General features: G+C 69.3%; 21 protein-coding genes and 1 tRNA gene. 15 read left to right on the forward strand and 7 right to left on the reverse strand.

All coding sequences use genetic code 11. The features are described 5' to 3' along the window. The first annotated feature begins 70 nt into the window (after positions 1-70). Entirely contained in the window at positions 71-1174 is a 1104-nt protein-coding gene (folP, locus tag ACQ450_RS11840) for a dihydropteroate synthase (protein WP_431469400.1), read from the forward strand. An 8-nt stretch (positions 1175-1182) separates the two neighbouring features. Here folP and ACQ450_RS11845 read toward each other — a convergent pair whose 3' ends face one another. Then, positions 1183-2205 (reverse strand): hypothetical protein, encoded by a 1023-nt coding sequence (locus tag ACQ450_RS11845; RefSeq protein WP_431469401.1) that lies wholly within the window; start codon positions 2203-2205, stop codon positions 1183-1185. Between the two features lie 48 nt (positions 2206-2253). Further along, positions 2254-3681 (reverse strand): sigma-54-dependent transcriptional regulator, encoded by a 1428-nt coding sequence (locus tag ACQ450_RS11850; RefSeq protein WP_431471220.1) that lies wholly within the window; start codon positions 3679-3681, stop codon positions 2254-2256. A gap of 158 nt (positions 3682-3839) precedes the next feature. Between ACQ450_RS11850 and ACQ450_RS11855 the strand changes: the two genes are divergently transcribed. The 9 genes from ACQ450_RS11855 to ACQ450_RS11895 all read left to right on the forward strand — a co-directional run bounded on the left by ACQ450_RS11855 (position 3840) and on the right by ACQ450_RS11895 (position 9531). Further along, positions 3840-3965, forward strand: a complete 126-nt coding sequence (locus ACQ450_RS11855) for an aa3-type cytochrome c oxidase subunit IV (RefSeq protein ID WP_188053824.1) — start codon at positions 3840-3842, stop codon at positions 3963-3965. 1 nt (position 3966) lies between these two features. After that, complete coding sequence (locus tag ACQ450_RS11860; protein WP_431469402.1) at positions 3967-5097, forward strand: Re/Si-specific NAD(P)(+) transhydrogenase subunit alpha; 1131 nt, start codon at positions 3967-3969, stop codon at positions 5095-5097. Next, positions 5094-5408, forward strand: coding sequence for a hypothetical protein (locus ACQ450_RS11865; RefSeq protein ID WP_431469403.1), 315 nt, complete (start codon positions 5094-5096; stop codon positions 5406-5408). The genes ACQ450_RS11860 and ACQ450_RS11865 overlap by 4 nt, the downstream gene beginning before the upstream one ends. A gap of 8 nt (positions 5409-5416) precedes the next feature. Beyond that, on the forward strand, positions 5417-5698 hold the full coding sequence (locus tag ACQ450_RS11870; protein WP_188053827.1) for an NAD(P) transhydrogenase subunit alpha: 282 nt from the start codon (positions 5417-5419) through the stop codon (positions 5696-5698). Between the two features lie 3 nt (positions 5699-5701). Further along, complete coding sequence (locus tag ACQ450_RS11875) at positions 5702-5878, forward strand: hypothetical protein (protein ID WP_431469404.1); 177 nt, start codon at positions 5702-5704, stop codon at positions 5876-5878. Continuing rightward, positions 5878-7317, forward strand: coding sequence for an NAD(P)(+) transhydrogenase (Re/Si-specific) subunit beta (locus ACQ450_RS11880; protein WP_188053828.1), 1440 nt, complete (start codon positions 5878-5880; stop codon positions 7315-7317). The genes ACQ450_RS11875 and ACQ450_RS11880 overlap by 1 nt, the downstream gene beginning before the upstream one ends. A 23-nt stretch (positions 7318-7340) precedes the next feature. Beyond that, positions 7341-8288, forward strand: coding sequence for a hypothetical protein (locus tag ACQ450_RS11885; RefSeq protein WP_431469405.1), 948 nt, complete (start codon positions 7341-7343; stop codon positions 8286-8288). A gap of 134 nt (positions 8289-8422) precedes the next feature. Continuing rightward, positions 8423-9400: a winged helix DNA-binding protein gene (locus ACQ450_RS11890; RefSeq protein WP_431469406.1), complete on the forward strand. Its 978-nt coding sequence runs from the start codon at positions 8423-8425 to the stop codon at positions 9398-9400. A gap of 55 nt (positions 9401-9455) precedes the next feature. Then, positions 9456-9531 (forward strand) — tRNA-Val (locus tag ACQ450_RS11895). 19 nt (positions 9532-9550) lie between these two features. Here the strand turns inward: ACQ450_RS11895 and ACQ450_RS11900 are convergent. The 3 genes from ACQ450_RS11900 to ACQ450_RS11910 form a co-directional block, all read right to left on the reverse strand. After that, positions 9551-9904 carry a hypothetical protein gene (locus ACQ450_RS11900; protein ID WP_431469407.1) on the reverse strand — a complete coding sequence of 118 codons (354 nt, stop codon included), beginning with the start codon at positions 9902-9904 and terminating at the stop codon, positions 9551-9553. 72 nt (positions 9905-9976) lie between these two features. Then, the gene (locus tag ACQ450_RS11905; protein WP_262503838.1) at positions 9977-10387 is read right to left on the reverse strand and encodes a YidH family protein; all 411 of its coding nucleotides are present in this window, start codon (positions 10385-10387) and stop codon (positions 9977-9979) included. Further along, positions 10384-10947, reverse strand: coding sequence for a helix-turn-helix domain-containing protein (locus ACQ450_RS11910; protein WP_188053832.1), 564 nt, complete (start codon positions 10945-10947; stop codon positions 10384-10386). The genes ACQ450_RS11905 and ACQ450_RS11910 overlap by 4 nt, the downstream gene beginning before the upstream one ends. Positions 10948-11037: 90 nt before the next feature. Between ACQ450_RS11910 and ACQ450_RS11915 the strand changes: the two genes are divergently transcribed. Next, a complete protein-coding gene (locus tag ACQ450_RS11915) occupies positions 11038-11520 on the forward strand; it encodes a DUF6456 domain-containing protein (protein ID WP_431469408.1) in 483 nt (160 codons plus the stop codon). Here the strand turns inward: ACQ450_RS11915 and ACQ450_RS11920 are convergent. After that, positions 11505-13916 (reverse strand): DUF2339 domain-containing protein, encoded by a 2412-nt coding sequence (locus ACQ450_RS11920; RefSeq protein ID WP_431469409.1) that lies wholly within the window; start codon positions 13914-13916, stop codon positions 11505-11507. The genes ACQ450_RS11915 and ACQ450_RS11920 overlap by 16 nt on opposite strands. Positions 13917-14018: 102 nt before the next feature. On the opposite strand from ACQ450_RS11920, the gene ACQ450_RS11925 reads away from it, so the two are divergent. The 4 genes from ACQ450_RS11925 to ACQ450_RS11940 all read left to right on the forward strand — a co-directional run bounded on the left by ACQ450_RS11925 (position 14019) and on the right by ACQ450_RS11940 (position 17633). Next, positions 14019-14690, forward strand: coding sequence for a glutathione S-transferase family protein (locus tag ACQ450_RS11925; RefSeq protein WP_431469410.1), 672 nt, complete (start codon positions 14019-14021; stop codon positions 14688-14690). Between the two features lie 53 nt (positions 14691-14743). Then, a complete protein-coding gene (dapF, locus tag ACQ450_RS11930) occupies positions 14744-15697 on the forward strand; it encodes a diaminopimelate epimerase (protein WP_431469411.1) in 954 nt (317 codons plus the stop codon). A gap of 125 nt (positions 15698-15822) precedes the next feature. Further along, entirely contained in the window at positions 15823-16317 is a 495-nt protein-coding gene (locus ACQ450_RS11935; protein WP_431469412.1) for a hypothetical protein, read from the forward strand. Beyond that, positions 16317-17633: a DNA-packaging protein gene (locus tag ACQ450_RS11940; RefSeq protein WP_431469413.1), complete on the forward strand. Its 1317-nt coding sequence runs from the start codon at positions 16317-16319 to the stop codon at positions 17631-17633. The genes ACQ450_RS11935 and ACQ450_RS11940 overlap by 1 nt, the downstream gene beginning before the upstream one ends. 6 nt (positions 17634-17639) lie before the next feature. Here ACQ450_RS11940 and ACQ450_RS11945 read toward each other — a convergent pair whose 3' ends face one another. Beyond that, positions 17640-17867, reverse strand: coding sequence for a hypothetical protein (locus ACQ450_RS11945; protein ID WP_188053838.1), 228 nt, complete (start codon positions 17865-17867; stop codon positions 17640-17642). Positions 17868-17896 lie beyond the last annotated feature (29 nt).

Below are 17896 nucleotides of genomic sequence, written 5' to 3' on the forward strand. Positions count from 1 at the left end.
GCGGCGCGCCCGCTTTCCGCTGAACGAACGCCCTTCGACAGCCCCGGTGCTATCGCGGTAGAGGTGGCGAATGGAACTCCCGATCGCCGCGCGCTGCTATCTTCGCCCCGTCCAGTTCGTCGACACGCCGGTGGGGCGCGACAGTGAGGTGGCGCGGCTGGCGGGCGGGCTGCAGTGGTTCGCTGCCTATGAGCTGATCGCAGTCGTCGATGGAAAGCGGGTCGCGCAGCGATGCGTGCCGGTCAGCGATTTCGCGCGGGTCGTCGGCGGCTCCGGGCACGAGGCGGCTTTACTTGATCTTGCCGCGCGTCTTTCCGCGCCGCGCGCGCCGCTGACGCTGGGCGAGCGCGTGCTGCGGCTCGACCAGCCGGCGACGATGGGCATTCTCAACGTGACCCCGGACAGCTTTTCCGACGGCGGCGCGCATTGGGACGATCCCGCCGCAGCGGCGCAGGCGGGTTTCGACATGGCGGCGAACGGCGCTGCGGTGATCGACGTGGGCGGTGAATCGACTCGGCCCGGCGCTGAGGCGGTGTGGGAAGGCGACGAGATCGCGCGGACGAAACCGGTGATCGAGCGGCTGGCGGCCAGCGGGACGGCCGTCTCGATCGATACGCGCAAGGCCGCGGTGATGGAGGCGGCGCTCGCGGCGGGCGCGCATCTGGTCAACGACGTGGCGGCGCTGCTGCATGACGAGCGTGCGCTCGAAGTGGTGGCGGCGGCCGGATCACCGGTGGTGCTGATGCATTCGCCCGACCCGAAGAGGGAGCCGCATGGCGGCAGCGGCTATCGCGACGTGCTGATCGAAGTCTATGACTGGCTGGACCGCCGAGTGGGCGAAGTGGCGGCGGCGGGCGTCGATCGCGCGAAGATCCTGATCGATCCCGGTTTGGGCTTCGGCAAGTCGCTGCAGGATAATCTGACGCTGCTCAACGGGCTCGCGCTGTTTCACGGGATCGGCTGCCCGATCGTGCTGGGGGCCAGCCGCAAGCGGATGATTGGTGCGCTGTCGCACGAGGCGCCGGCCGATTCCCGACTCGGCGGGTCGATCGCGCTCGCGCTGAAAGGCGCGGAACTAGGCGCGCAGCTGATCCGCGTGCACGATGTGTTCGAGACCGCGCAGGCGCTGCGTGTCTGGCGCGGAATGCGCGACGCGGCGCTGGTAGCACGGTGAACGCGCGCTCATCGCACTCCGACGGGGTCCGGCTCGATCTGCAGGGTGCGCAGGACGCCCATCATCGCCGTCGTCGGCTCGCCACCCTGATGGCGCCATAGCCGCTCGACGATCAGCGTGCGATCGCCGGCGGGCAGGAAAGTCCAGCTGGAGCCCGAACCTTCGGCCCCCTGGGTGATGCGAAAGCCGCTGCGGCCGGCGAGATCGGCTTCCTCGATCCTTCCGCTCGGAAAGCGGCTGCGAAAAGTGGCCACCGGAGTATCGCTGATCGCGATCGCGAGACCGGGCTCCATGCGCGCCTCGCAGCGCTGGGTGAGGCCGGACTCGCCGTAGCTGCAATTGCGCTGGCCGAGCTGGGCCGCGCGATCCCGGCGAATGAGCTTGGTCGCATCCAGCGTCTCCTCATAGCTGGGCGGCAGCTGTATTTCGGTGTCGACCAGCGCATGCCGCTCCGGATCGTAGAGGAAGCTGGCCAGGCCGGCGCGTCCGACGAGCATCATGCTGTCGAGCGCACGCCCGGCGGTCTGCTCCCAGGGCGAGCCCGGGCGGGAGGGATGCGAGAAGCGCGCAGTGACGAGCCGCTGGTCGTCGGGACGCAACAGCAGGACGTGGACGCGCGCGCCGTCCGCATCGGTGCCGGTCGCGCGCCAGACGGCGACCCCGTCGTTCACGACCGAGACGTCCTGAAGGCCTTCGCGGACGGCGGCGACCTGCTGCTCGAAGCCGCGCCCGAACGCGTTGTTGCTGCCGAACACGCGCAACGTCGCGTCGCCGTTGCGGAACACGCGGCCGTCGTCGTTGGCCGGCGGGTCGGTGGCGACGAACCCGGGCGGCACCTCGATCGCGAAGTCGAACCGGGCGTTCCGATAATCGACCCATTCGTCGCCGGTTCGTTGGGCCTGCACGGGGTCAGGCGATGCTTCGGCGGTGGGCATGGCGCCCGGCGTGGCGCGCGGTTGCGGGTCGGACGACTGGCCCGAACAGGCCGCGAGCGCCGCGGCGGCGGTCAGCAGAGGAGGCAAAAGTCGCATGGCCCGTCAAAGCATGACGCGAGCGGGTGTTCCAGACGTGGCGGCGGCTCAGGCGGCGTTCTGGTCGATCCCCAATTCACCCAGCTTGCGGTACAGCGTCGAGCGGCCGATGCCGAGCCGACGCGCCACTTCGGTCATGCGGCCCCGGTAATGGCCGATCGCGAGACGGATCACGTCCGCTTCGATCTCCTCCAGCGGGCGCAGATTGCCGTCGGGCCGGAACAGCGTGACTCCGGCATGGCCGGTCGCAGGCTGGCTGGCGGCGCTGCTTTCGGGCTTTCCGGCTGCCAGCTGGGCGATCTGGGGGAAGTCGGTGCGGGTGAGCGCATCCCCCTCGCAGAGCACGGCGGCGCGGAAGAGCGCGTTCTGGAGCTGGCGCACGTTGCCGGGCCAGTCATAGGAGCCGAGCAGCTGCAGCGCCTCGTCGGTGATGCCGAGCGGCCGCAGCCCCGGCTGCACGGCGATGCGGCCGAGCAAATGGCGGACGAGCGCCGGAACGTCGCCGCTGCGGTCGCGCAGCGGCGGGATCGTCACCTGGACCACGTTGAGGCGATAATAGAGATCCTCGCGGAAGCGGCCGGCCTCGACCTCGGCGATCAGCGTCTTGTTGGTCGCGGCGACGACGCGGACGTCGACTTCGCGCGTGTGGCGCGCACCGAGCGGCTGGATTTCGCCCGACTGCAGTACCCGCAGCAGCTTCACTTGCGCCTCGAGCGGCATCTCGCCGATTTCGTCGAGGAACAGCGTGCCGCCATCGGCTTCCTGGAAACGGCCGATCTTGCGCTCGAATGCGCCGGTGAACGCGCCCTTTTCATGGCCGAACAGCTCGGATTCGACGAGGTTGGCGGGGATGGCGCCGCAGTTGACGCAGATCATCTCCTTCTTCGAGCGGGGGCTGGCGGCATGGATCGCCTCGGCGACGACTTCCTTGCCGACGCCGCTTTCGCCTTCGATCAGCACGGGCACGCGGGCGCGTGCCGCCTTGGCGGCGATCGCGAGCGCGGCGCGGAACTGGGGCGCGGACCCCACGATCTCGTCGAAGGCGAGCGGATGCGAGAGCTTTTCGGTGAGTGGGCGCAGTTCGCCCGAGCTGGTGCCGCCGACCGCGGTCTCGAGCGCAGCGAGCAGTCGTTCCGAGGCGAGCGGCTTGACCAGAAAATCGGTGGCGCCGGCGCGCATCGCCGAAACGGCGGCGGCGACCGACCCGTTGGCGGTGAGCATCAGGATCGGAAGCTGTGGGCGGCGCGTGCGCAGTTCGGCGATGAGCTGCCCGGAATCGCAGTCGAGTGCCCAATGATCGAGAATTACGGCATCGAGCGCCATTCCGTCGGGCGTGCCGAGGGTGGCGATCGCAGTTTCTGATTCGCCCGCGAAGATGGTGCGCCAGCCGCGGCGCGCGGCGATGGCTGCGACGAGGCGGCGCTGTGCCGGTTCGTCGTCGATCAGCATCAAGAGGCGCTGCCCGTTTCGCGTCATCCGCCGTCCTTCGTCTCTGCTGTCCCGCATTGAAGCGGAATTGATACGCAAAATGCGTAAAGGCGGGCTTAAGCGTGCCAAAGCCGCACGACTCTTGAGGAGGAACAAGAGGCCGGTTAAGGGAAGAGCAACAGCTGCGTTTAGGGGAAGTTGGCGCAATGGCCGAACAAGGCGAACTAAAAGCTCATCGGGCGACCTACGGCGGCTTTCTGTCGATGGTGAAATGGGGCTCGGTGATCGTGGCGATCCTGGCTCTTGGCGTCGTCCTGCTGATCGCGCCCTGAAGTGAAGATCGCCGTCCTCAAGGAGCTCGCAGCCGGCGAACGGCGCGTTTCGGCAACTCCGGAGACGGTCAAGAAATTCACGGGGCTCGGCGCAGAGGTCGCGGTCGAGACCGGCGCGGGCGCAAGCGCTTCGATCTCCGACGACGCCTATGCCGCGGCCGGCGCCACGCTGGGTCCGCGCGCACAGGTGATCGCCGGCGCCGATATGCTGCTCGGCGTGCAGGGCCCGGATCCCGCAAGCCTGGCCGGACTGAAGCAGGGCGCCTGGATAGTGGCCGGGCTCAATCCCTTCGGCGAGCGCGCGCGTGTCGATGGCTATGCCGCGCTCGGTGCCGAGGCGCTGGCGATGGAGTTCATGCCGCGCATCACGCGCGCGCAATCGATGGACATTCTCTCGAGCCAGTCGAATCTCGCCGGCTACAAGGCGGTGCTCGATGCGGCGGCCGAATATGGCCGCGCCTTTCCGATGATGATGACTGCCGCGGGCACCGTCTCCGCCGCGCGCGTGTTCGTAATGGGCGTGGGCGTCGCCGGGCTGCAGGCGATCGCGACCGCGCGGCGGCTGGGCGCGCAGGTGAGCGCCACCGACGTGCGCGCCGCGACCAAGGAGCAGATCCTGTCGCTCGGCGCCAAGCCGATCTTCGTCGAGCAAGTGAAAGGCATCGAGGGCGAAGGCACCGGCGGCTATGCCACCGAAATGTCCGACGAGTACAAGGCGGCGCAGGCCGAGCTGGTGTCGAGCCACATCGCCAAGCAGGACATCGTCATCACCACTGCGCTGATCCCGGGCCGGCCGGCGCCGCGCCTGATCAGCGATGCACAAGTCGCCTCGATGCGGCCGGGCAGCGTGATCATCGACCTGGCTGTCGAGCAGGGCGGTAACGTGGAAGGCGCGCTCGCGGGCGAGATCGTCGAGAAGCACGGCGTGAAGATCGTCGGACACCGCAACGTGCCGAGCCGGTTGGCGGCGGACGCATCGGCGCTGTTCGCGCGCAACCTGTTCAACTTCCTCTCCGTCTTCTGGGACAAGGAGGCCGGGCGGCCCGTGCTGCCCGACGATGACGAGATCGCGCAGGCGATCCGGCTGACGCGCGGCGGGCAAGTGGTGAACGCGCGGCTGCTCGCGCAATGATCCCGCGGCTCGCCATGACCGCAGTGGCGGCGGGCCTGGGCGGATGCGGCCATTCGAGCGACGGGGTGGCGCCGCAGGCGGTGCGCGCGTGCGAGGGCTGGATTCAGAACAATCTCGGCTATCGTTCGGACTACCGACGCAATGGCGTACGCCAGGCGCTCGGGCCGGAGCGGTCGGTCGTGCGCATCGGCTTCGAAGGCACCAACACCTTCGGCGTGCGCATCGACGGCGAGGCCTATTGCGTCTTCACGACCCAGGCGGGGCGGCTCGGCCGTTTTCTGCCGCAGGATTCCTTTCTCACCGACAGCTAGGCGGACCCATGGACTTCATCGCGATCCTGTCGATCTTCGTGCTGGCCTGCTTCGTCGGCTACTACGTCGTCTGGTCGGTGACGCCGGCGCTGCACACGCCGCTGATGGCGGTGACCAATGCGATTTCCTCGGTGATCGTCGTCGGTGCGCTGATCGCGGCGATGGCGGCGGGGCAGGAGGTCGCGAAATGGCTGGGGCTGGTCGCGGTGGCGCTCGCCAGCGTCAACATCTTCGGCGGCTTTGCCGTGACCGAGCGGATGCTGGCGATGTACAAGAAGAAGGAGCGCTGAGCCGTGGCGGGGGACAGCAGCGTGCTTCGGTCCGCGCGCAGCAGCCTGCGGGTGGCGCTTCCCGTGGCGGTCGTGTCGCTTTGCGTTCTAGGGGGATACCAGGTCGGCAAGGACATGGCGCTGCGCGATAATGCGCGCGACGCGCGTGCGGCTCAGCAAGACATTCGGGGGAACGACTGATGCACGAAGCGGCTCCCGTGAACCCCTGGGTGGCGCTGGCCTATCTGGTCGCCGGCGTCTGCTTCATCCTGGCGCTGCGCGGGCTTTCCTCGCCCGCGACCAGCCGGCGCGGCAACCGGATGGGCATGATCGGCATGGCGATCGCGATCGTCACCACGCTGGTCACGCACGAGATCGCGAGCCCCGTCGAGCTGATCGCGGCGATCGCGATCGGCGGCGCGGTGGGCTGGCTGATCGCGCAGCGGATCGCGATGACGGCGATGCCGCAGCTCGTGGCGGCGTTCCATTCGCTCGTAGGCATGGCTGCGGTGCTCGTCGCCGCGGCGGCGTTTCTCAATCCAGCGGCCTTCGGCATCGCCGATCTGGTGATCCCGATGATCGGCGAGCCGTTCCAGGCGATCAACCGCGTCAGCCGCGTCGAAATGGGTCTGGGCGTGGCGATCGGCGCGATCACCTTCTCGGGATCGGTGATCGCGTTCCTGAAGCTGAACGGCAATATGAGCGGCACGCCGATCCTGCTGCCGGCGCGGCATGCGATCAACCTGGCCCTGCTCGCCGCGATCCTGGGGCTGATCGCCTATTTCCTGCAGGACCAGAGCCCCTGGGTGTTCTGGACGATCACCGGCCTGTCGTTCCTGATCGGGTTCCTGCTGATCATTCCGATCGGCGGCGCGGACATGCCGGTCGTGGTGTCGATGCTGAACAGCTATTCGGGCTGGGCCGCCGCGGCGATGGGATTCACGCTGGGCAACACGGCGATGATCATCACCGGCGCGCTGGTGGGCAGCTCGGGCGCGATCCTTTCATACATCATGTGCCGCGCGATGAACCGCAGCTTCATCAGCGTGATCGCCGGCGGCTTCGGCGCCGACAGCGGCGGCGCGGCCGGCGGCGGCGAGAAGATCGACCGGCCGTGGAAGCGCGGATCGGCCGAGGACGCGGCCTTCCTGATGAGCCAGGCCGAACAGGTGATCATCGTTCCCGGCTACGGCATGGCGGTGGCGCAGGCGCAGCACGTGCTGCGCGAGATGACCGACAAGCTGAAGGAGGAGGGCGTGCGCGTGAAGTTCGCCATCCATCCGGTGGCGGGGCGCATGCCGGGGCACATGAACGTGCTGCTGGCCGAAGCGAACGTGCCCTACGACGACGTGTTCGAGCTGGAGGACATCAACAGCGAGTTCGCCCAGACCGATGTCGCCTTCGTGATCGGCGCCAACGACGTGACCAATCCCGCGGCGAAGACGGACAAAAGCTCGCCGATCTATGGCATGCCGGTGCTCGACGTCGAAAAGGCCAAGACCGTGCTGTTCATCAAGCGATCGATGGGTGGCGTGGGCTATGCCGGCGTCGACAATGAACTATTCTATCGTGACAACACGATGATGCTGCTCGCGGACGCAAAGAAGATGGTCGAGGAGATCGTCAAGGCGCTCGACTGACCACGGTTTCTGGGGGAAAAACGATGGTGACGGTGGGTTCGATCGTGGGCGGCGCGTTTCGATTGATCGCGCGGCGGCCCGGTGCAGTGGCGCTGTGGGGGCTGGTCTATCTCGGCGGGATCGTGCTGATCAGCATCGTCTTCATGGGAGCGCTGGGCGGTGCGATGATGGCCGGCGGCTTTGGCGCCGGGGCCAATCCGGAACAAGCGCTCGCGTCGTTCAGCGGCCAGTCGATCCTGCTCACACTGCTGATGTACCTTGCCTATTACGCGCTCGCCGCGGTGCTGATGAACGCAGTCTATCGGGCGGTGCTCCGTCCGGAAGAAAGTGGCGGCGCATCGATCCGCTTCGGCAGGGACGAACTGCGCACGCTCGGTCTGACTCTGCTGCTCGGCATCCTGATGATGGTCCTGGCCTTTTTCGGGTCGTTGATCCTCGGGCTGATCGGATCGGCGCTGGGGCTCGCGGCGGGCGGCGATCCGGTGGCGATGGACATCGCCTCGACCATCGTGTTGCTGCTGTTCATCGCCGGATGGCTGGTGCTCTGGGTGAAGCTGTCGCTGATCCTGCCCGCGAGCTTTCATTACCGGCGTTTCACGCTCGACAGCGGCTGGGAGCTTTCCTCGGGCCATTTCTGGCCGCTCCTCGGCGCGTATCTGATCATCATCGTGATCTCCATCCTGCTGGTCCTCGTCGCGAGCCTGCCGATGATCGGAACGATCGGCGCCAATTTCCCGGCGATGACCGCCGATCCTTTCGCAGCCGACGTGGCGACACAGGCGCCGGCTACCATGGCAGCCGCCGGCGGCATGCTGCTGACGCTCCTCCTGATGATGATCGCGGGCCTGATCGTGTTCGTGCTGCTGACCGGAGCGACAGCGGTTGCGGCGCGGGAGGTGCTGATCGAACGCGGTGCGTTCGCCGATCCGCACTTCGAGCCCGACTCCGACCGCGATTTCGAGGCGGATTGATCCACGGACAGGCACGTCGGCTCGCCGACCGCTCCGAAGCCGATGCAAATCCTTGCGAGCGCCGGGATGATCCGCCCGAGTTACTCCGAAACGGACCGGACTCGACTCAACCGTTTCGGAGCAATGCGGCATCAATGGAACAGAAGATGAACTCGGGGGCGAGCATGTCTGCATCCTTCTCGGCCGCTGGCGACGGATACAGTATGGCGCCCGACGCGCTTCTGATCGCCGATTCGACCCCCGCGGCGGAGGCGGCGGCCGAAGCGCTGGCGCTTTCCGGCATGCGGCTGCGCAGGCGGATCGGCTTCGCCGAGGCCGAGGCGCGGCTTGCCGAGCAGGTCGGCTTCGATGTGATCGCGATCGAAGGCCGCGGCGTGGACGCCGCACTGTTCGACGGAGCGCTCGCGGCGGCGGCGCGATCGGCGCAGGCACAGTCGGCGGCCGTGGTGGCGGCGATCGCGCCCGACCAGATCGACATCGCCGCGGCACGGCTGCTCGGTAGCGGGGCGCAACTGCTCTGCGATCCTGGCACGGCCGAGCGCGTGGCGGCGCTTCTCGCCGCCGGGCAACGTCCGTCCGCGCAGCTGCACGATGCTTCGCGCGACGGCGAGGCGGCGCGGCTTCGGCGGCTGAACGAGGAAGTCGCCCGGATCGCAGACACGCTGGCGCGGCTGACGCGAGGCGAGGATGCCGACCGGCGTGGCGGCGGGCTGCGCGAGCCCGGCAGCGACTATCGTGGGCCGGAGAATGCTGGCGAAACGGCCGGGGCGAGCGCGCAGGAAATCCGCGCCGTGATCCGAACCCGACGGATGCGGGGTCAGTTTTTCGCCGACGAGCTGTTCGCCGACCCCGCCTGGGACATGCTGCTCGACCTGTTCGCGGCGGAGCTGGAGGACCGGCGCGTGTCCGTTTCGAGCCTTTGCATCGCGGCGGCCGTGCCGCCGACGACGGCGCTGCGCTGGATCGGCACGATGCATGAGGCTGGCCTGTTTCAGCGCAATGCCGATCCGAACGACCGGCGGCGTGCGTATATCGCACTCAGCGAAAAGGGGCTGCAGGCGATGCGCGCCTATAGCGCCGCAGTGAAGCGGCAGGGGCTCTCGCTCGTCTGACCCGCGCGCGCAGCGACTTGCCAGCACGCGCGCGCTTTGGCATCGCATGCGCCGTGGGCGGTTAGCTCAGCTGGTAGAGCATCTCGTTTACACCGAGAGGGTCGGCGGTTCGAACCCGTCACCGCCCACCATTGGACGACAATCAGCGCCTCAGTCCACTCGGTGACGCGGGATGCCGTTTTCGATCCGGAGCGTGATATCCGGCTGGTTGCATAGATCGATGCCGCTGAAGACGGCGGTCCGATTGTCGGCGAAGGTGGTTCGCAGGTCGAAGCGGCAGCGGTTGCGCGGCGGGACGAAGGCGATCGTCGCGCGCGCGCCGGGGGGAATCGGAGTCACGGCACGCGGATCGCGCGGCCTCTCCCAGGCGCCGGCTTCGGCAGGGGTGAGTTCGACGATCCTGATTTCGCGTCCGGTTTCATTGGCGAGTATGAAGCCGCCGTCCTGGGCGGGCGCGATCGGCGGCGCCAGCGACGCGAGCATCATTGCAAATAGGGTCGGCATCGGCGGATCCTCCTGTCGATCCAGCGCGACCTCGCCGGAGGGTCGCCACCGACCCGGCGCGAAGCCGCGGCGTCAGATTCCCGAATAGTCGCTCATGAGCCAGAATCCTGCAACTAATACGCCGCCGCCCAGCGTCACCGCCACTGCGATCAACCAGACATAGGCGCGGGGAATCTCCTCGACTCGATGCGCACTGAGCCGCTTGAGCACTCTCCAGGCGCGATATTGCGCGCTCCAGACGATTATCACGCCAACCGCGACGAAGAAGCTGGCGACGGCGCGCGGCACCCAGGGCGGCTCGATCGAGCCGAACAGGGCGTGGAAGCCGACGCCGATGCCGACCGCGGCAAGGCCGGTACGCACCCAGCCGGCGAAGGTGCGCTCGTTGGCGAGAATGGTGCGATCCTCGGCATAGTCGGTGCGCCGATCAGCGAGATCGGTGCGATCCTCGCCCTTCCCGTTGGTGCCGTCGCTGTTGCTCACAGCGTTCGAACGAGGCGGACCGCGCTTGCGATCCATGGCGGGTTGGCGACGACCTGCTGCCGTGCTCCTGCACCGAGCGGGAGGAGGTGGAGCTTGCCATCCTCGCGCCCGATCAGCCGGCCGAACAGGAACCGCCCGGCGGGGCGGGGGACGAGCACGTCGCGGTTGAGCGCCCGGGCGAACTCCTCGGGCGGCAGCCGCTCGCACCAGATCGCGTCCCCGGCCCGATAGTCGCCGATCCCGGCGGTGACGGTCACAGCCACCATTTCGGGTTCGGCGCGGGGCGGGGCGACCGTGGCGGCGCGGCGCGGCGCCTGCGCTCCCGAACCGTCAAGCACGGCGGCAACCGCGATGTCGGGGCGATCGGGAAGGCGGACGAGATCGGCGGCGTCGACCTCCAGCGCGGCGGCGATGCGATTGAGCCAGGCCACCGAAACCGTGCGGGTGCCGGTTTCCAGCCGCCCGATCGTCTGCGCCGTAGTGGGCGGATCGCAGCGGCGCGCGACATCGTCGAGCGTCAGTCCCTTGGCGCGGCGGACTTCGCGAATGGCAGTGATCATGACCCATCCTAACCGGAGCGGTTTTTTACTGTCCTACATATTTGCCCTTGTGGCAAGTGCTTCACGACTCGGAAGCGGCGGAGGTACGGCATGCGCGAATTGGTGGAGCGGGAAATCGAGGCGGTTGGTGCGACTCCGGGCGCCCTGGCGCGGCGGGGCAGCCGGCGCACGGTGACGGTCAACGCCGCCGAATCGCCGCTCGGCTGGCTGCGCGCGCGCGGAATGGTGGATGCGCGGCAATTCGAGGCGGGCGAGCGGCTGCGAAGCGACTATGAAACGGCCGCGCTGGGGCCGCGGGTGACGATGCGGTGGGACGCGGCGCCGACGGCGCGGGGGCGGCGCGGTCCGGATGCGCCGCTCGATCCGACGCTGGCGCAGATCGCGGCCAAGCGGCGGTTCGATGCCGCGGTGGCTGCCGCAGGACCGGGGCTGAGCGACGTGCTGTGGCGGGTGATCTGCGCGGGCGAGGGGCTGCCGGCGGCGGAGAAGGCGCTCGGCTGGCCGGCGCGCGCGGGCAAGCTGGTGCTCGGCATCGCGCTCGACCGACTCGCCGATCACTATGGGCTGGGGTGATCCGTGCCGGGCTGCGCCTCGCGTCCGAGAAAGCGGCCATAGGCCCAGCCGATGCCGATAAGCGCAACGCCGAGCCCGAGGAAGGACAGGATGCGCAGCACGCCATCGAGCGCGGCGGCGTCGATCAGGAACACCTTGAAGGTGACGCCAGTGAGCAGCACGAGGCCGAACAGCCGCAGGTCGCGCGCGCCGATGGCGATGCCGCGCCAGAGCCAGAACAAGGCGAGGATGAGCAGCGCTGCCGAATAGCCGGTGTTTTCGAGCGTGGTGACCGGGCCGGTCAGGATCGTGCCATGCGTCGCCTGACGGACGGCAGCCAGAACGGAGACCAGCGTGGCGACCCCTGCCGCGGTGCGCAGGAACGGGCGCGGCGGCAGCATCCACAGCCAGAAGGCAGTGAGTGCGGTGTGCAGGACGGCGGCGTTCAGCAGCGGAAACGATCCGACAGCCTGGGCCACCCAGACAGGGTTCAGGACGAGGAGATCGAACCAGACGAACCGCGTGAAGCCGAGAGCAAGCAGTGCCGTCGCGACGCCGCGCAGACGTGTGCGGCGGTATAGCAGCCAGCCGGCGGCGAGGCAGGCGTGGGTGAGCAGTGCGCGCTCGACAAAGCCCCAGCTGCGGAAGTCAGCATCGGTGGCGATCGCCAGCGGCTGCTTCGCCAGCGCGTAGAGAAGCAGGATCGCGAGCGCGATGGCGGCGATCCCAGTGGCCCTGCGCCCGCGACCGAACTGGCGCGGATCGGCGAGGAGCAGCGCCGCGGCGACGGTGGGAAGCGCGAGCGCGCGCAGCAGCAGGCCGAGCTCGGGCAGCAGCGGATAGGGGAGGCGCGCGCCGCCGACCGACTGGACGAGGGCGTTCCCCAGCTCCCCCAGCGGTCCGACGGCAGCGAGAACTGCGGCCGCGAACGGAAGCGCAGGGAGCGCGAAGAGCGCCGGTGCTGGATTGCGGTGGGCCCAGCCGGCGAGCGCGAGCATCGCCAGCGCGAGCGGGACCGCGAGCCAGCTGGGCGGAAGCAAGGTGGCGATGGCGAGCGTCGCCAGCAGCGCGACGAGCGCGGGAGCTGCGACGCGGGCGAGCGGATCGGCCGTGTCGCGGGTGCGCCAGGCGATCCAGGCGCAGAGCGCGGCGGCGACGATCTCGACCGCGGCCCAGCCGGCCGGGGCGAGCAGAGGCGCAGCGGCGGCATGGGCGACGAGGAGCGGCCCGGCGGTGCCGCCGAGCGCGAGCAGCGCCCAGCCGGGCCGATCGACGCGCAGATGGCCGGGCAGCGCGAACAGCAGCGTTGCGACGAGCGCGGCGATCAAAGTGGCGCCGGTGGCGCCCGCTCGCATCGCGACCGCTTCGAGCAGCAGGAGCAGGGCGAGCGCAGCGGCGGCGCCGGGCAGATAGATCCGGTCGCGCCAGGCGAGCGCCAGCGCAGCGGCGGCGAGGACGAGATAGAAGCTCCAGGCGAGCACATCGAATTCGAGCGCGGGGGCGAGCGCGACAAGCTGGACGAGACCTGCCAGCAGCGGCACGAGGCGAAGCCAGCGTGCCCGGGCTCCCGCAGCCGGGAGCGCGGCACTGGCGCCGGCGGCGAGCACCACCGTGAACAGCCCCAGCGCGGCCAGATCGTCGCCTTGCAGCGCATAGATCAGGAAGTTGATCCAGGCGAAGCCCGCGGCCGCAGCCGCGATGGCGAGCCACGCCCAGCCGCGGCGGACGCCGAGGCCGAACAGCGCCGCGATGAACAGAGCCAGATAGACCAGCAGCGGACCGACGCCCGCTGCTTCGAACCCGGCCACCAGCGGCGCGAGGAATCCGCCGGCGAGCGCCATTGCCGCCGTCGGTGGCCCGTGCCGCAGTGCCAGCGCGAGCGCGAGCGCCGTGATCCCGAGCATCGCCACGGAGGCGGGCAGCGGTGCGACGAGATCGTAGAGCGCGGCCGCCATGTAGAGCGTGGCATAGCCGCTGGCCACGCCGGCGCCGGCGAGCGCCTGGCCGACGCGCCGGTCGGCGAGCGCGGCCGACAGGCGGTGCGCGGCTTCGCTCGCCGCGATCAGCAGCGCGGCGAAGAGTGCGGCGAGGATCGTCCGGGCGACGGGGCCGAGCAACCCGCTCTCGATCGAGAGGCGGACGAGATAGAAGCCGGCCAGGACCAGTGCCGCGCCGCCAATCCAGATCGGCAATCGGCCGCCGACCAGCGTTTCGAAGTTGAGCTTCGGGCGTGGCAGGCGGCGCGTCGGTGCGGGCCGAGGGCGCGAGATCCGCGGCGGCGCGGGCGCGCGCGCGGTGCCGCCGGCGAGCGCCGAACGGAGATCGGCGAGCTCGCGCTCGACTCGCCGGAGCCGGCGATGGAACGCGACCGCAGCGAGAATCGCGCCGATCAGCAGCAGGAGCGTGAGGCCGGTCACCGGGGCAGCGCAGGTGCTACGGGCATTGATACGGCCTCGAAACTAGGTTGTTTGATGCAACCGACATGGTAGATTGCCGTCGCACGTCGGAGGGGATGCACGATGATCGTCTATGGGTCCACATTGTCGCCTTTCGTGCGCAAGGTGATGGTCGTTTGCGCCGAAAAGGGGCTGGCGCCCGAGCTGAAGCCGGCAGGCATGGGCCAGGGCGGACCGGAGTTCGCCGAGGCGAGCCCGTTCGGCAAGATGCCGGCGTTCCGCGACGGCGACTTCACATTGTGCGATTCCTCCGCGATCATCCATTATCTCGAGGCCAAATATCCCGAAGCCGGGCTGATCCCTGAAGCGCCCGAAGCACGCGGACGGACGATCTGGTTCGAGGAGTTCGCCGATACGATCATCGTCGGAGCGAACACGCCGATCTTCTTCAATCGCTTCGTCGGGCCGCGCGTGCTGCGGACGACGCCCGATATCGCCGCGGCCGAATCCGCCGAGCGCGAGGCGATGCCGAAGGTGTGCGACTATCTGGAGCGCGTGGTGCCGGAAGAAGGCTTTCTCGTCGAGGATCGGCTGACGCTGGCCGACATCGCCGTGGCGAGCCCGCTCGCCAATCTGGCGCTCGTCGGATCGCCGATCGACCCGGTGCGCTATCCGCGCGTCACCCGCTATCTGAACCGGATCCTCGAGCGGCCGAGCTTCGCCACGATCCTGGAGCAGGACCGCAAGACGATCGCGGCGATGGGCGGGGCGGTTCGCGAAGCGGCGGCGGCCTGAGCCGGGATCGTTTCGCACGTGCACTCGCGCCGCACTTCGGCTATTTCGCCGCAATGCAGCTTGCCTTCGTCAAATGCCATGGATCGGGCAACGACTTTCCGCTGATCGACGCGCGCGGGCTAGCGCTCGACGACGGCCAATGGGCCCGCATCGCACGGGCGCTCGCCGACCGCGAGGGGCCGGTGGGCGGCGACGGCATCCTGCTGCTGACACAGGGCGACGCGCGCCATGATTTCGGCATGCGGATGTTCAATCCCGACGGAAGCGAAGCCGAGACCTGCCTCAACGGGCTGCGCTGCGTCGCGCGGCTGGGATTCGAGCTGCTGGGGCTCGACTCGGCGGCGGTGCGGCTGAAGACGAGCAGCGCGCAGGTCGCGCGCCAGGAAGAGCTGGCGCCGGGCGTGGTGACGGTGCGCACGGTGGCGGGACCGGCTTCGATCCGCACCGCCGACGTCGGCTTGCGAATCGACGCGGAGATGCTGGTCGATTCGCTCGTACCCGGGCTGCCGAGCGAGCGATCCTTCACTGCGGTGGCGATGCCGAACCCGCATCTGGTGGCGTTCGTCGAGTCGATCGACGAGGCGGAGCTGGTTGCGCTCGGTGACTGGTGCGAGGCCGGACCCGAGCTCGTTCCGGGACGCACGAACGTGAGTTTCGCGCAACTGAGGGGACGCGATCTCTTCGTGCGGACCTATGAGCGCGGCGTGGGGCTGACCAACGCCTGCGGCAGCGCGATGGCGGCGGCGACCTTTGCCGCCGGACTGACCGGACGAATCGCCTTTGGGAGCGAGATCATCGTCTTCAACCGAGGTGGCCTGGTGCGCGCCTGTGCCGAGAGCCCGGAGGCGGGGGGCTCGGTAGCAGTCTCGGGCAATGCCAGCTTCCTCTATGACGCGACCATCGAGGTCGATCCGGAGGCGGGGGCGATCGCGCCGCCGCTGGTCCATGCGCGGCGCGAGGATGAGGCGGCGGCATGGGAAGCGGTGATTGCCGACTTGGCCACGTAACCCATTTGGCACTTTTAGCTTGACATCGTCACGCTGATCTGGCAAGAGACAGGAACGCTGAAGAATTGCGAGTCGGGCCGGGGGCGGCAACGCCTTCCGGCCCGATTGCGTTTCGGGAGGGGACGATGGCCGGAGCGACGAAGCCGCGCAGCGCGCACAAGGGAAAGCAGCCGCCGCTGGCGGTGCGCAAGGCATGTTTCCTCGAGGTGCTGCGGCAGACGGCGAATGTTTCGCGTGCCGCGCGCGAGGCGGGGCTATCGAGCTCGACCGTCTATGGTCACCGCCTCCGCAACGCCACCTTCGCGCGAGACTGGGACGCCGCCATCGCCGAGGCACTCGACGAGCTGGAGAGCCAACTGATCGAGCGGGCGCGCTGCGGCGTCGAGCGGCCGGTCTATTATCGCGGTGAAATCGTCGGCAATGTTCGAACCTATTCGGATCAGCTGGCGATGTTCCTGCTGCGCGCGCGGCGGCCCGAGGTGTATGACCGGATCGGCGGGACGATGCAGCCGGTGCGGATGACCGAAATCGAAGCCAAGGCCGAAGTCGTGCGCCGGATCGCGCTGCTGACCGACGCCACTGCGCGCGAAGACGCCGGCGATGCGGATGGCTCCGTCTGATGCTGTCGACCGCACGGGCGGTGGGACGCGCCCCGGCGAACGAGCGGCGGCGCTTCCTGAAGCCGGAGTCGGGCTGGACCGCGCTGCTGCACGACTGGCGCTTCTGGGCCGATCCGCGCCAGCTTCCGCCCGAGGGCGACGACTGGCGGGTATGGCTGATGCTGGCGGGCCGCGGCTTTGGAAAGACTCGGGCGGGCGCCGAATGGGTACGCGCGCTGGCCGAGGCCGAGGGCGCGGCGCAGATCGCGCTCGTCGGCGCGACGCTCGCCGAAGTGCGTGCGGTGATGATCGAGGGGCCGAGCGGCATATTGGCGACGGCGCCGGAGGAGGCGCGGCCGAAGTGGGAACCGACGCGCGGGCGGCTGGCATGGCCCGGCGGCGCCCAAGCCTTCGTCCATTCGGGCGAGCGGCCGGAGGGACTCCGCGGGCCGCAGTTTCACTATGCCTGGTGTGACGAGATCGCCAAATGGGCCTATCCGAACGAGACCTGGGACAATCTGGCGATGGCGCTGCGCATGGGTGAGCGGCCGCGCGCACTGGTGACGACGACGCCGCGGCCGATCGCGCTGCTGCGGACGCTGCGCGAGCGGCCGGACACGGTGACCGTTACCGGGCGTACCGCCGACAATGTGCTGCTGCCGCAGGCGTTTCGCGACGCGATGGCCGAGCTGTACGGCGGCACCCGGCTGGGACGGCAGGAACTGGACGGCGAACTGATCGAGGACGCGGCGGGCGCGCTGTGGACGCGCGCGTTGCTGGAAGGCGCGCGCATTCGCGCGGCGCCGGGGCTCCGGCGGGTGGTGGTGGGGGTGGATCCTCCCGCCGGAGCTTCCAGCGATGCGCGCAGCAGGCGCGCCGATGCGTGCGGCATCGTGGCGGTGGCGCTGGGGCGCGATGGCGCGGCCTATGTGATCGAGGACGCGAGCGTGGCGGGCGCGAGCCCGGAGGGCTGGGCGCGCGCGGTGGCAAGCTGCGCGGTGCGCAACGGCGCCGATCGCGTGGTGGCCGAGGCGAACCAGGGCGGGGCAATGGTGCGCAGCGTGCTCGAGGCGGCGGACGCCGCGCTGCCGCTGCGGCTGGTGCACGCCAGCCGGGGCAAGTCGGCGCGCGCGGAGCCGGTGGCGGCGCTGTACGAGCGCGGCCGCGCGTTTCATGTCGGCGGCTTTCCGGCGCTGGAGGACGAACTGTGCGGGCTGGTGGCGGGCGGCGGCTATGAAGGGCCGGGACGCTCGCCCGATCGCGCCGACGCGCTGGTGTGGGCGATGACCGAGCTGATGCTGGGGCGGCGGAACGCGGCGGGAGTCCGCCTGATCTGATGCCGATCAGGCGGGGTTCGTCCCGGCCTCCATCAGTCGCGAAACGAGGATCGCGCCGAAAAGGAGCGTATTGACCGCGCCGAGGACCATCAGCGCGGCGAGCGCACGGCGGTTGATCCGCTCGGAGACCGGCTGACGCGCGCTTCGCGCCCGCCAGGCGAGAAAGAAGATCAGCATGCCCTGCACGACCAGCAACGCCGACAGCACGGTGGAATAGACGGCGGACTGCATCACGAAACCTCCCATCGGGTGGGACTGCAATC

Origin of the sequence: Sphingosinithalassobacter sp. LHW66-3 (assembly GCF_050703275.1) — a bacterium.
Lineage (GTDB): Bacteria > Pseudomonadota > Alphaproteobacteria > Sphingomonadales > Sphingomonadaceae > Sphingomonas.

Excerpts from the sequence above, each read along its gene's own strand:
- dapF (WP_431469411.1), top strand. The coding sequence starts at position 14,744 with ATGCAGCTTGCCTTCGTCAAATGCCATGGATCGGGCAACGACTTTCCG.
- folP (WP_431469400.1), top strand. The coding sequence starts at position 71 with ATGGAACTCCCGATCGCCGCGCGCTGCTATCTTCGCCCCGTCCAGTTC.
- ACQ450_RS11910 (WP_188053832.1), bottom strand. The coding sequence starts at position 10,947 with ATGATCACTGCCATTCGCGAAGTCCGCCGCGCCAAGGGACTGACGCTC.
- ACQ450_RS11915 (WP_431469408.1), top strand. The coding sequence starts at position 11,038 with ATGCGCGAATTGGTGGAGCGGGAAATCGAGGCGGTTGGTGCGACTCCG.
- ACQ450_RS11935 (WP_431469412.1), top strand. The coding sequence starts at position 15,823 with ATGGCCGGAGCGACGAAGCCGCGCAGCGCGCACAAGGGAAAGCAGCCG.
- ACQ450_RS11940 (WP_431469413.1), top strand. The coding sequence starts at position 16,317 with ATGCTGTCGACCGCACGGGCGGTGGGACGCGCCCCGGCGAACGAGCGG.
- ACQ450_RS11925 (WP_431469410.1), top strand. The coding sequence starts at position 14,019 with ATGATCGTCTATGGGTCCACATTGTCGCCTTTCGTGCGCAAGGTGATG.
- ACQ450_RS11890 (WP_431469406.1), top strand. The coding sequence starts at position 8,423 with ATGGAACAGAAGATGAACTCGGGGGCGAGCATGTCTGCATCCTTCTCG.
- ACQ450_RS11855 (WP_188053824.1), top strand. The coding sequence starts at position 3,840 with ATGGCCGAACAAGGCGAACTAAAAGCTCATCGGGCGACCTACGGCGGC.
- ACQ450_RS11845 (WP_431469401.1), bottom strand. The coding sequence starts at position 2,205 with ATGCGACTTTTGCCTCCTCTGCTGACCGCCGCCGCGGCGCTCGCGGCC.
- ACQ450_RS11900 (WP_431469407.1), bottom strand. The coding sequence starts at position 9,904 with ATGCCGACCCTATTTGCAATGATGCTCGCGTCGCTGGCGCCGCCGATC.
- ACQ450_RS11850 (WP_431471220.1), bottom strand. The coding sequence starts at position 3,681 with ATGACGCGAAACGGGCAGCGCCTCTTGATGCTGATCGACGACGAACCG.
- ACQ450_RS11870 (WP_188053827.1), top strand. The coding sequence starts at position 5,417 with ATGGACTTCATCGCGATCCTGTCGATCTTCGTGCTGGCCTGCTTCGTC.
- ACQ450_RS11865 (WP_431469403.1), top strand. The coding sequence starts at position 5,094 with ATGATCCCGCGGCTCGCCATGACCGCAGTGGCGGCGGGCCTGGGCGGA.
- ACQ450_RS11885 (WP_431469405.1), top strand. The coding sequence starts at position 7,341 with ATGGTGACGGTGGGTTCGATCGTGGGCGGCGCGTTTCGATTGATCGCG.
- ACQ450_RS11880 (WP_188053828.1), top strand. The coding sequence starts at position 5,878 with ATGCACGAAGCGGCTCCCGTGAACCCCTGGGTGGCGCTGGCCTATCTG.